The organism is Sphingomonas sp. PvP055 (assembly GCF_040546365.1).
Taxonomy (GTDB): Bacteria; Pseudomonadota; Alphaproteobacteria; order Sphingomonadales; family Sphingomonadaceae; genus Sphingomonas; species Sphingomonas echinoides_A.
This window is the reverse complement of sequence record NZ_JBEPNS010000001.1, coordinates 3,357,258-3,369,268: the sequence shown is the minus strand read 5'-3', so window position 1 is coordinate 3,369,268 and position 12,011 is coordinate 3,357,258. Positions and strand designations below refer to the sequence as shown.

General features: G+C 62.7%; 9 protein-coding genes and 1 tRNA gene. 2 read left to right on the top strand and 8 right to left on the bottom strand.

What is annotated here, in order from left to right; genetic code table 11:
- Positions 1-7: 7 nt before the first annotated feature.
- The 6 genes from ABIC16_RS15940 to ABIC16_RS15915 form a co-directional block, all read right to left on the bottom strand.
- Complete coding sequence (locus ABIC16_RS15940; protein WP_354291817.1) at positions 8-649, bottom strand: DUF1826 domain-containing protein; 642 nt, start codon at positions 647-649, stop codon at positions 8-10.
- Positions 649-1,866 carry a GTP-binding protein gene (locus ABIC16_RS15935; RefSeq protein WP_354291816.1) on the bottom strand — a complete coding sequence of 406 codons (1,218 nt, stop codon included), beginning with the start codon at positions 1,864-1,866 and terminating at the stop codon, positions 649-651. Before ABIC16_RS15935 ends, ABIC16_RS15940 begins: the two co-directional genes overlap by 1 nt.
- A gap of 228 nt (positions 1,867-2,094) precedes the next feature.
- A complete protein-coding gene (locus tag ABIC16_RS15930; protein WP_354292352.1) occupies positions 2,095-3,834 on the bottom strand; it encodes a M14 family metallopeptidase in 1,740 nt (579 codons plus the stop codon).
- 77 nt (positions 3,835-3,911) lie between these two features.
- Complete coding sequence (locus ABIC16_RS15925; protein WP_354291815.1) at positions 3,912-5,276, bottom strand: ABC transporter permease; 1,365 nt, start codon at positions 5,274-5,276, stop codon at positions 3,912-3,914.
- Positions 5,273-6,691 carry an ABC transporter permease gene (locus ABIC16_RS15920; RefSeq protein ID WP_354291814.1) on the bottom strand — a complete coding sequence of 473 codons (1,419 nt, stop codon included), beginning with the start codon at positions 6,689-6,691 and terminating at the stop codon, positions 5,273-5,275. The genes ABIC16_RS15925 and ABIC16_RS15920 overlap by 4 nt, the downstream gene beginning before the upstream one ends.
- Positions 6,688-7,434, bottom strand: coding sequence for an ABC transporter ATP-binding protein (locus ABIC16_RS15915; protein ID WP_354292351.1), 747 nt, complete (start codon positions 7,432-7,434; stop codon positions 6,688-6,690). The genes ABIC16_RS15920 and ABIC16_RS15915 overlap by 4 nt, the downstream gene beginning before the upstream one ends.
- 125 nt (positions 7,435-7,559) lie before the next feature.
- On the opposite strand from ABIC16_RS15915, the gene ABIC16_RS15910 reads away from it, so the two are divergent.
- Positions 7,560-9,668, top strand: coding sequence for a TonB-dependent receptor (locus tag ABIC16_RS15910; protein ID WP_354291813.1), 2,109 nt, complete (start codon positions 7,560-7,562; stop codon positions 9,666-9,668).
- A 161-nt stretch (positions 9,669-9,829) separates the two neighbouring features.
- Here the strand turns inward: ABIC16_RS15910 and ABIC16_RS15905 are convergent.
- Positions 9,830-9,904, bottom strand: a tRNA-Glu gene (locus ABIC16_RS15905).
- 162 nt (positions 9,905-10,066) lie between these two features.
- Between ABIC16_RS15905 and ABIC16_RS15900 the strand changes: the two genes are divergently transcribed.
- Complete coding sequence (locus ABIC16_RS15900; RefSeq protein WP_277967943.1) at positions 10,067-10,213, top strand: lmo0937 family membrane protein; 147 nt, start codon at positions 10,067-10,069, stop codon at positions 10,211-10,213.
- Between the two features lie 24 nt (positions 10,214-10,237).
- On the opposite strand, the gene ABIC16_RS15895 is transcribed toward ABIC16_RS15900, so the two are convergent.
- A complete protein-coding gene (locus ABIC16_RS15895; RefSeq protein ID WP_354292350.1) occupies positions 10,238-11,608 on the bottom strand; it encodes a class II 3-deoxy-7-phosphoheptulonate synthase in 1,371 nt (456 codons plus the stop codon).
- Between the last annotated feature and the right edge of the window lie 403 nt (positions 11,609-12,011).

Here is a 12,011-nt window from a genome sequence, read left to right as displayed (position 1 = left end):
GAATATGTCAGCCACTTTGCATCGCTCGGTTCCAGAGCGCGGCGGTGTCCGCTGGTGGTGGACCGTCAATCACCAGCAGCAACCGCTCTTCGCCCGTGCCCGCGATCGGCGGGGAGCGATGGACGATGGCCTCTTCACCGGCGAGGTTCCGGCCTTTGAAGAGGCCGACCGCGCCTGGAGAAAGCGATCGGGGCGTCTCGACCACCAATGCATCGGTGCTGTCGACCGACCGTTCGATCCACTGTGTTCCCGACCCGCGATAGGTGCAGATCAGCCGGACGGACACGTAATCCGCGTGCCAGCGCTTGCACGCGTCGCCGACCACCCGCTCCAGGCGGATTGCGACATGCGACAACGCCATGATCACTGCAAAGGCTGCGCTGAGTGAAGCGATATCGGTAGCGATATCCGAATGCCAAGCGGCGGGTGGCTGCCGTGCGAACGCCTCCGTCAGCGCTGCGTGCGCATGATCGATCGCGGTCGTCATCTGGATGGTACCAAAACCGTCCAGAGGCCCGACCGGCACCATCGAAGGCCTCTCCCAGATCGCGAGATTCACTCTGGGATCGAGGATCGCTGTAAACGCATCGATGGTGGGCGCTCGACGAACGTGCGAGCGGGAAGAGGCAAGTATCGACGCGCCGTTCATCAGGCCACCTCTCGCACACCCCAGGCGGGGAACGGATCGGGCATTCCCTCCCATAGCCGGGGCGTGAAGGCGGCGGCGGGTATAAGACACGCATCGAGGCGGCGTCTGATCTCGGCCTCGTCCATGTCGATGCCGATGAAGACAAGTTCTTGCCGTCGGTCGCCCCAGATCGGCGACCATCTGGCAGCCACCATCCGGTCCCATGCTTCGCCGCTCGGACGCTCCGACGCGGGGATGCAGGCCCACCAGCGGCCGAGCGCTTCCGTCACCGATTGGGCTCCGGCTTGAGCGAGCTCTCCGCACCAATCGGGACGCGTCGCAAGCCAGAAATGGCCCTTCGCCCGCACCACACCCAGCCACCCGCCCCGCGAAAAATCGTGGAACTTAGCCGGGTCGAAAGGTGCGCGAGCCCGGTAGACGAAGCTTTCGACACCGTATTCCTCGCTTTCGGGACGGTGATCGGCGTGGCCGTAAAGTTCCTTCGCCCACAGCGGATGCAATTCCGCCTTTTCATCGTCGAACAATCCGGTTTCGATCACGGAGTCGAGCGGCACCGCTCCATGTCGTGCCTCGACGATGCGGGCGTCGGCGTTGAGCGAGGCCACCAGCTTGCGCACGGTCGCCAGTTGTGCGGCATCGACGAGATCGGCCTTGGTAATGACGATCACGTCTGCGAACTCGATCTGCTCGACCAGCAACCCCACGAGACTGCGCCGATCATCATCGCCGAGCGCTTCGCCGCGATCGGCGAGAAAGTCGGTGCTTGCATAGTCACGCAACAGGTTTGCGGCATCGACCACCGTCACCATCGTATCCAGACGCGCGACATCCGACAGGCTTTCGCCCTGTTCGTCCTCGAACGAGAAGGTGGCAGCGACCGGTAACGGCTCGGAGATACCCGTGCTTTCGATCACGAGGCAGTCGAACCGCCCGGCGTCTGCCAGCGCGCGAACCTCGACGAGAAGATCCTCGCGCAGTGTGCAGCAGATGCAGCCATTGGTCATTTCGACGAGCGTGTCCTCGCCGCGTGAGAGGGCGGTATCCCCACTGCGGACCAAATCCGCATCGATGTTCACCTCGGACATGTCGTTGACGATCACGGCCACCCGCCGGCCCTCTCGGTTGGCGAGGATGTGATTGAGCAGCGTCGTCTTTCCAGCGCCCAGGAATCCGGACAGGACCGTCACCGGCAAGAGAGCCTTTACATCTTGAACCATCGAACTGCACCCTACGTCATGATATGTTGTATCATTACGACATGAGGGTTGGTTTTGGCAAGACGAGAACCACACGGACTCACGATACCAGTCAGTGCGATCTGCTGCCTGCCGGATGGGCGGCGTGCGTGGTCCGTTGCTACGCGCCGCAACCCCCCGTGGAGGTAGTGCCAGCGGTTTTCGCAGCCATCGCTCTATCCGAGGCGGACTCTCGTCCCCTTTCAGCGCTCAATCGACCTCGCGGGCGATGGGATAGCGGAGAGGGTACGGATGTCCGGGGCCGGCGCGTTCGTAGAACCAGGCAAGTCGCGCCTCAGGATCAGTCGCAAAGCCAGGCTCGGCGACCAATTTTGGCTCGAACGCGCTTTTGATCGCGGGATCGGTCGCGAGCATGCGATCGCCCAAGGCGGCGAGAACGAACGCATCCGTGCTCGGCGCTGGCGCCATCATCTCGGGGAAGAAGCCCCACGCAAGAAACGAGTCCTGACTTTCCGGTTCCAGCAGCGCCGCGGCTAATAGTCCCAATTCCTGATCCGCGGGTACGCGGACGCTGCCGACGGGCATTACCTGCTCGCGCCGTTCATGCGAGAAAGTAGCGGTGATCGGCACGCGTCCTTCGCTTGGCTGGGACAGCTTCGCATCGATCAACCTGACCTGATCGACGTCCAGCGTCCGCGAGACGGTGCTTGTTTCCAAAGTGATGCCATGAAGACGCAGCCGTTCGATCACATCAGTCTGCGCGGCCGGGACCCACCACGCCTTGGGGAGTTGCACCGTTTGCGTAGCGCGCTGGCCAATGATCGGCATGCGGAACGTAAGGGGTTTTCCAAGCCACCGTTGCTCCATGCGCCCGGATGCTGGAGACAGGTAGGTGTCGAACGCCACCCCCTTGAAGCGTTCGATCCAGCCGATCGGCTGTTCTGCGGGAGACCAGCGGGTAAGAAGCTCGGTGGGACGGGTGGCGCGGTCGTTCCGCTTCGCTGTAGCGATGCGTTGTGCATCCTGCGCTGCAATCTTCAAGGCGGCTTCGAGCAGGACATAGGTGCCCAGCACACGTTGACGATAGGGTTTGAGCATGTGGTTTTCGACCAGCACCGTCGGCACGCCGATAAAGTCGCCGTAACCCGTCGAGTAGCGTGGCCCCTCTGGACTGAAACGGATGCCCTTGGTGGGCGCGCGCGTGTCGATCGGGCTTGGATAGATGCTCGGCGTATGCCCGGCCATCGTCAGAGCGGCGGTGACAGCTGGCCCGAAGCGACCTTCCAACCAGTCTGCGGTCGCTCGGTGCCGGGCGTATTTGCCCCAGCCCGCATAGGTGAAGGTTACGTCATACTGCATGTCGAAGCCTTCGCTGACGTGGCAGTCGACGTAGAGGATCGGGTCGAGCGCCCGTAACAGTCCGATCATGGCGCGGGTCTCTGGCGCATCCGCCTTTGCGTAATCGCGATTGAGATCGATATTGCGTGCATTTGCCTCGCGCCCCTTCTGGGAGGGGCCACGGATATGGACGAAATTATACGCGCTCATCTGTTCGTGACCGTCGATGTTGTAGATCGGCACGAACACCAGATCGACCTTGTCGAGCAGATCCTCCTTTCCGCGCAACGCGATGTCGCGCAGCAGCATCAGCCCTGCATCCTTCCCGTCGATCTCGCCCGAGTGGATTCCCGCCTGCACCAGCACCACTGGCTTGTTCGCGCCGCCCTTGCTCGCGCGCACGTACAGCAGATCACGCCCCTCGCCCGTACGACCAAAGCTGCGCACGGTGATCAGCGGCGAGGCCGCATCCAGCCGCGCAAGCCACGCTTTCACGTCGGCATAAGGCGGCGTTGACTTGAACCCAGACGCTTCTGCCGGGGTAATCCACGGATCGTCGCCTTTAACGATCAACGCTTCGCTCCTGCCAGACCACGGCAGAGTTGGCGGCAGGGGAGCGGGGCCCTGCGCCGCGAGCGGTGCTGCGACCATGAGGAAAAGAAACGCCAAGTTGGAAGGTTTACGAGGGGACACGGATAGACTTTCGGGAACGATGGTAGGGATCTGGTTCAACGGGAATCGTCGCGGCTGATCCCGCGTATCTGAACTGCGTTCGCTGCGAGGATAAGGCCCGTCACGATCAGCAACAGCAGCATCGGGATGGCTGGCCAGGAAGCCGTGCCGCTACGGGCGTGGTAGCTTGGCAGCAAACCGAAGTCGGCACGCGTGAAGGGCCGATCGAGGAAGAGATAGGGGTAGAAGAACGAGCGCAGCTCCTTGTGGAACGCACCGATGCTGTCCTGATAATCGAGCTGCGCGACAAGATCGGTGTCGGCGAGCCGATGCAGGACTCCCTGCGCCGCGACATTTGGCAGGAGCCAGCCAAGCCGGACTGTCCAGCTTTCGCGGTCGAGCAGGCTGGCACGATAGGCAGCAACCTGCGCCGCCACGGCTTCGTCGCCGACCTGATGCATGGCGAACAGCCATTTCCAGTGGAACCGACCCTTGAAGGTCTCGTGACCACGCCATTCGGGATGGGTCGCCAGAAAACGATCGAACGTTGCAGGCTTGGGGATGTCCCAGCCGTGATGAACGATCTCACGCTGCGCCAAGGTCAAGTCGATGCCCTTGCTGACTGGCACAGCGCGCGCGATCGCGGCATTGGCGAGGGTGGGGAGCAGCAGGGTCAGCACAATCCAGCATCCGACGGAGCCTGCTGCCGCCGTTGCCGATGCACGCACCCGGCTGGCGACGAGCACGCTGAGTCCGAACCAGAAGGCAAGGTACACTGAAACCACGGCCATGATCCCAACTCCGAGCATGGCAGGGGCGCCGGTAGCAACAAGGGCAACAGCGGCCGGTGTCAGCAGCGACAGCGCGACAAGCAGGTAGCGAAGACCAATCCGCCGCCGCCACAAACCGGTGCCCGGCATCGACAGCAGCAGGCGGAGCCGTCCGCCTTCCCGTTCGCCGGTGACCAGATCGTGAGTCAGCGCGATTACTACCAGGGGCGCGAGATAGATCGCGACGAAGGCGAAGTCGAACACACCCGGGAGTGCCTGTTCGGCATTCAGCGTTTCAGATTCGTAGAGTTGCTGCTGCAAGCTCAAGGCTCGAACCCGAAGGACTGCCGGTTGGACGTCACGCTGCCCCAGCGCGAGAAAGGCGAGGGGCGAAGGTCGGTCGTGAGTCAGCAGAAACGAATAATATGCGGCATAGCCTGCCTCACCGTCCGGCTTGCCATATTCCTTGGCCACCGCCGCAAGATCGCGTGCCTGTTCGGCGGTGACACGCGCGATCGTGGCGTCTTGCCGGTCGACCGCCGATAGGCCGGACCAGATCGAAAGCGCTGATAGCAAGAACAACAACCCAAGCGCTGCCGCGGCGAGACGGGAGCGCAGGATAAGGCGCAGCTCTACTCGGGCCAAGCTCATCGTGTTGCCTTTCCCAGACGGCGGGCAATTGGCACTGAAAGCAGCCCAAGGCCCGCCAGCCAGCCGCCGAGCACCAGCAGGTTCGGCCAGATCATCGCGGAAGTTGGCACGAACGGGCGATACTGGAAGCGGGGGATGGTCTTCCAGTTGTCGGCGGAGACGCGCGGATCCTCGCCGGCGTTTACGACCGGGATCTTCTCCGCCTGCATCCAGTTGAGCGCCTGCACGAACCGGTAGCGGAACGCCTCCGCCTGGTTGAGAAAGTCCTGATGAGCGGCAAGGCCAGTGCCGGTGAGTGCCATCGACAACTGCCGAACTGCGATGAGCGGGCTGATCGTCCCGAAGGCGCGAACGAAGTCGTTCTGCTCCCCCTCGCGCGCCTCGATTGCCCTCGCCGACTTGGCGTAGAGGCCGGTCGTCAACCGTTCGCCTTCCATGCCGACAAGACCCGCATATTGTACCGGCATGTCTTCGACACGCGACACTCCGTACCGGGCAAGTGCGCGCGCCTTGAAGGCGGCGAAATACGGATCGTCGGGATTATGCGCGTCACCGATCTGCTTGAGCGCACGGTGCAGCGTGATCTCGGTCTCGATTTTGCTCGGCAGCACGGTGCGGGTCGCCGCTACCTCGGGCAAGGCGCGGGGCAGCAGAACGACGACGACCATCCAGATACCGACGAGCGCCACCAGAGCATCGCGCGAGCGAGTGACCAGCGCAGAAACGAGCACGGCGAGCGCAGCCCAGAGCAGCAGCCACGCGGCATACCCGATGACAAGCAAGACAACGATCCTTGCGGGTGCAGCGGCGCTTGCCGCCAGCCAGCCGAGGAGCAGAAACGCCGGCGTGCCGATCGCAAGCGCAATACCGCCGTGGCCCAGCAATTTGCCGATAAGCAGTTGCGAGCCGCTGACACCCTGCGCCAGCAGAAGCCGCAGGGTGCCCCGTTCGCGTTCCCTCGCCACGCTGGTGAACGCCAGGAAGATAAGTAACAGCGGTGCCAATGTCTGCAGGACGAACGCCGGGGTCAACTGACCAAAGCGCAGAAGCAGCGACGATTGGCGTGCTTCCGAGAAGTTGGCGCTATTCTGCCGATGCCCTTCGAGAAAGATGGTGTTGCCGGTAAAGCTGTCGACGCCGAAATCGACGAAGGCGAGGGGGCTGAGCGGCCGGAACACGAATTGCCCATAATGCACCATCCGGTGGGGATGGCGGGCGGGCTGATTCTCGAAGTTTGAGTCCACCAAAGTCTGATAGTGTGCCCGTTCTGCCTCGATCCCGGCGCGGCGCTCGAAGCTGACCAGCGCAGATACAATGACGAGCGCAACGAGCAGCAGAGTTGCCACAAGACCAGCGCGGTTCCTGGCCAGGCTGCGCCATTCCTCGAGCGCAATGCGGATCACGCGAACGTTCACGCCGCCACCCTCGTTCCGGTATAGCGGGCGTGGAGCGCGTTGAGATCGAACCGGACAGATCCGGTTCCGGCAGCAAGCTCTTCTTCGATCCGTCCGTTGGCGAGGAAGCCGATGCGATCCGCAACGTCGACAGCGCTCAGGAGATCGTGCGTCACCATGAGGATGGCGACCTGGCGGTCACGCGCCGTCTCGATCAGGCGGTTGAACTCCAGGGTGGCACGGGGATCAAGCCCCGACGTCGGCTCGTCGAGCAAGAGCACTGGCACATGACGCGCCAGCGCGAGCGCGATCGCCACTTTCTGCCGCATGCCCTTGGAGAAACCGCCAACGCGTTGGTTCCAGGCGTGTTGCGGTAGCCCGACGGCTTCGAGCGCAGGCGCGATGATGGTATCCGGTGACCTGTGGGCGCGGGCAAGCGCAAGGAAATAGTCGAGGTTCTCGCGTGCGCTCAGCTGATCATACAGCGCAACACTCTCAGGCACGTACGCGAGCTGTGCGCGTGCCCTGGCCGGATCGGCAGCAGGATCGATGCCACCGACACGCACGCTTCCCGAGGATGGCACGATGAAGCCGAGCAACGCGGACAGCGTGGTCGATTTGCCGGCACCATTGCCACCCAGGAGCGCATAAATCTCGCCTGGTGCCACCGAGAGATCGAGCCCGCACAACACTTCGCGCTCGCCGTAGCTGTGTCGCACCTCGCGCACGTCGATCGGCAGGGGAACGCCTGCGTCATTCGTCATCATCGTGTCACCATATTTTCATCTTGCGCCGGAATTAGCGACGTCTATGAGACGATGTATCGTTACGCAAGGCATAGATGCCCTGCGCTTTCACATGAAATTCGGGGGCATCCGTGATCAGAGCTGTGTCTAAGGTCGTGCAAAATTTGGGGCGGAAGCGCTGGTCACTTTGCGAATGCGCGTCGCTCGCCGCGATTGCCGCGACGACTTGTTCGATCACGCCCGCTTTCGCTCAAGAAGCAACGCAAGTGCAGAAACCAACGGTCGACGACATCGTCGTGCTCGGCAAGCGGCGCCTCGATCGGACCAACGGATCGGACATCGTAACCGAGCGGATGTCGCAGGCCAGCATCGCGCTGGATCGCAGCATCCTCGACGATTATGGCGTGCGCCGCCTGGCCGATGCCTTGGAGTTGGTCAGCGGCATCTCACAGCAGAACAATCTTGGTGGGCTGCGCGACAATTATGCAATCCGCGGCTTCCTTGGGACGCCTGATACGGGAGCCGAGTACTTCATCGACGGCTTTCTCGCCAACCGCGGTTTCGGACCGCCGCGGGATCCGGCCAACGTCGAACGGATCGAGGTCCTCAAGGGCCCGGTCGGCGCCGTTTTCGGCTCCGTCGATCCGGCTGGTGTCATCAACGTCGTCACCAAGAAGCCGCGCTTCCGGACTGGTGGAAATCTGACGGCGAGTGGTGGTTCGTTCGGGACTTACCGCCTGGAAGGCGACGTCGAATCCAGGCTGTCGCCATCGTTCTCGATCCGGTTGGTCGGCGCAATGGAGAATAGCGACGGCTTTCGCGAGTTCGTCGATCTCAGGCGCCGCCTGTTCGCACCGTCGATCAGCTGGCTCCCGATGAACGGCACAACGCTCACCTATCAAGGGGAATATGTCCAGTTCAGCTCTCCGTTTGACCGTGGCATTCCGGCGATCAACGGCGATACCGAAGCGGTATCGCGCGATCGCTTCTTGGGGGAGCCGGGTGACGGTCGCGTTTCGTCCAGCAACTGGCGCCACGAGCTGACGCTAGAGCAGAATCTGGGGGGCAGCTGGACCCTGGTTGGCGGTACCGCCTATCGTGCCGCGCGCATCCGCGGCTTCTCCAGCGAAACCTCGACCTCGCCGGTAAACGGTATCGTTCGCCGCCAACGCCGCCTTCGCGACTGGAGCTTGACCGATTGGTCGGGACGCGTCGAAGTGCGCGGCACGGTGACTGCCTTGGGGCTTCACCGACCGAGCTTTGGCGTGACGCTCTACGACCTCGACTTCGATACCTATCAGGTACGGTTTCGGCCCAGCGCTACAGAACCCTATCCGATCAACGTCTTCGACCCAATCTATGGTGGCACCGCCGGCCCCCTGACACCGTTCACCATCACCAACGAGCGGCGGAAAGCCGTTGCCGTCTATGGTCAGGACATGTGGGAGCTGACCGACTCCCTCAGTGCAGTAGGTGGGCTGCGTTATGAGCATCTTGATCAGCGCATTGACAACCTGCGTTCGGGGCAACTCAGCCGCCTGAAGCGTGACCCGATCGAATTCCGTGCCGGGCTTCGATATCGGCCCGACCCGCGCTTCGCTTTCCATGCCAATTGGGGGGAAGGCTCGCGCGCCAATTCGAGCGTCGGACGGCTGGGAGAGGCGTTCGCGCCGGAAACGGGGCGTGGCTATGAAGTCGGTGCCAAGCTGGTCCTGCCTTCGGTCCGCGCCGCCGCCAGCTGGTTCAGTGTTTCCAAGCGCAACATCCTCGCGGCCGATCCGATCGACGTGAACTTCCTTGCCACGGTTGGTAGGATCAGGTCGCGCGGCGTCGAACTCGATGGGGAACTCGATCTGACCTCCCGTGTGCGGGTGATCGGCAATTATGCCTTTACAGACGCATCCGCTCAAGATCCGGCTTTTCCCAGCGCCGACGTTCTCAATGTTCCACGCCACGCTGGCACCTTACAATTCTTTGCCACCGTACCACTGTCAGGACGCGATCTCGCTATGAGTGCAGGCGCGACCTATGTCGGTTCGCGGGCTGCGGCGCTCGACGGCGGCAACCTGCGGCTGAACAGCTATGTTAAAGCCAAGGCTAGTCTCGGGTATCCGGTCACAAAAAGCCTGACGGCGCGTGTCGAGGTCGACAACATCCTTGACCAGACATACGCCCAGAGCAGCTATAGCGCCTTGTGGATTTACCCCGGTGCTCCCCGCTCTGTTCTGTTTTCATTGGCAGCGCGTCTTTGAGTTGTCGCGAGGGGCACAAGCAACCTAAGAACAGCTATCAGCTTCATCCGGTGGAGTGACGGGTAGCAGCGTCCCGTCACTCTGATTCCGATGCTCAAATCGAATGAACCCGCTGGAAACTGCTGTTTCCGGCACATTTCAAATGCCTTGGGATGGCGAGATGGTGACCCCTACGAGAATCGAACTCGTGCTTACGCCGTGAGAGGGCGTCGTCCTAACCGCTAGACGAAGGGGCCGTCGCGGGAGGTGCGTCCATACGCACGGTGGTGATCAGCGTCAAGGCACGTTTTGCCGCGCACGATCCCGTGGAACCTGCGTGGCATCGTTACGTTTCCTTATCGATGGGTGGCCGCGTCACCCGTTCCGGCGAGGGGCCGGTATTGGAAAAGGGATTTCACATGCTTTGGACGATCGTCGTCATTCTACTCGTGCTTTGGGCACTCGGCCTTGCTGTTCATATCGGTGGCGGGTTGATTCACCTTCTGCTCGTGATTGCCGCGGTGGTCGTCGTGGTCCGCCTGTTGCAGGGTCGTTCCGCGATATAGTCCAATAGCTTAGCGCGCGGTGGCTCAGGCCGCCGCGCGCCGCCTTTCTGCCATTTCGACGTTGAGCATCTCCGCCAGCAGGAACGCGAGCTCCAAACTCTGCCCGGCATTGAGACGGGGATCGCAGTGCGTGTGATAGCGATCCGCCAGCGATTGTTCGGTCACATCGACCGCGCCGCCGGTGCATTCGGTGACATTCTGCCCGGTCATCTCGGCGTGAATGCCGCCAGCGATCGACCCCTCCGCGCGATGTACCGCGAAAAAGCCGCGAACCTCCGCCAGAATGCGATCGAATGGTCGCGTTTTGTAGCCGTTTGCCGCCTTAATGACGTTGCCGTGCATCGGATCGCAGCTCCATACTACGGGATGCCCTTCGCGTAGGACAGCGCGGACCAGCTTCGGGAGCCCCGCCTCGATCTTGTCGTGGCCATAGCGGGTGATCAGCGTCATCCGCCCCGGGATCCGCGACGGGTTGAGCGTATCGAGCAGCCGCAACAGCGCATCCGGCTCGAGGCTCGGGCCGCACTTCATTCCGATCGGATTGCCGATCCCGCGCAGATATTCGACATGCGCGCTGCCTTCGAAGCGGGTGCGGTCGCCGATCCACAGGAAATGCGCGCTGGTGTCATACCAGTCACCGGTCAGTGAATCCTGCCGCGTCAGCGCCTGTTCGTAGCGCAGCAACAGCGCCTCGTGGCTGGTGTAGAAGCTCGTCTGCGCGAGCTGCGGCACCGTCTCGGGGCTGATCCCGCACGCTTCCATGAAATCGAGCGATTCGCCGATCCGGTCGGCGACGTCGGCGAACTTCTTCGCCCACGGGCTGCGGCCCATGTAATCGTGCGTCCAGCGGTGGACCTGATGGAGGTTCGCATAGCCACCGCCCGCGAACGCGCGCAGCAGGTTGAGCGTCGCCGCCGATTGGCTGTACGCGCGGATCATCCGCTGCGGGTCATTCTGGCGGCCTTCGGGGGTGAAGGCGATGTCGTTGACGATGTCGCCGCGGTAGGCGGGCAGGGTGACGTCGCCGATCGTCTCGGTGTCGGAAGAGCGCGGTTTGGCGAACTGCCCCGCCATCCGCCCGAGCTTCACCGTCGGCAGCTTGGACGCGAAGGTCAGCACGACCGCCATCTGGAGGATGACGCGAAACGTATCGCGGATGTTGTTCGCGCTATGCTCGGCGAAGCTCTCGGCGCAGTCGCCGCCTTGCAGCAGGAACGCCTTGCCCTCGGCGACGCGCGCGAGATCCGCGGTCAGGTTGCGCGCTTCGCCCGCGAAGACGAGCGGCGGGAAGCTGCTGAGCTGCGTGGTCGCGGCGTCGAGCGCTGCGGAATCCTCATAGTGTGGCATCTGGCGCGCGTCGGCGCGGGTCCAGCTATCGGGGGCCCAGCTGCTCATGTCATTCTCCATACGAATCTGTACATACCAGTCGGCGTGGGCCGCGATGGCGTTGGCGGCGATCTGGTTGACCACCGGGCCGCTGGCGCGCTTGCCATCCTCTTCCCAGCCCTGAACGGTCGAGCCGGGCGCGCCATACCACGCCCCGAACGCAGCCCGGGTGAGACCCCGTTCTTCGCGGAAGCGTTTGATCTTGAGGCCGGCCATTGTCGTCATGCGGATGCTATTACCCAGGCTGGGTAAGCGGTGCAATACAGAATTTCCCTTGTTGGGTAATTGAGGAGCGTTTGGCGGACGGTGTGGCGTCCGTGCAAGATTTGCCGCCGCGGAAGCAAATCTGATACGAAGGTTCGGCCAGGCGTTCGGTGGCACCCTTCAGGCATTGTTGCCTTACAGATTTGGG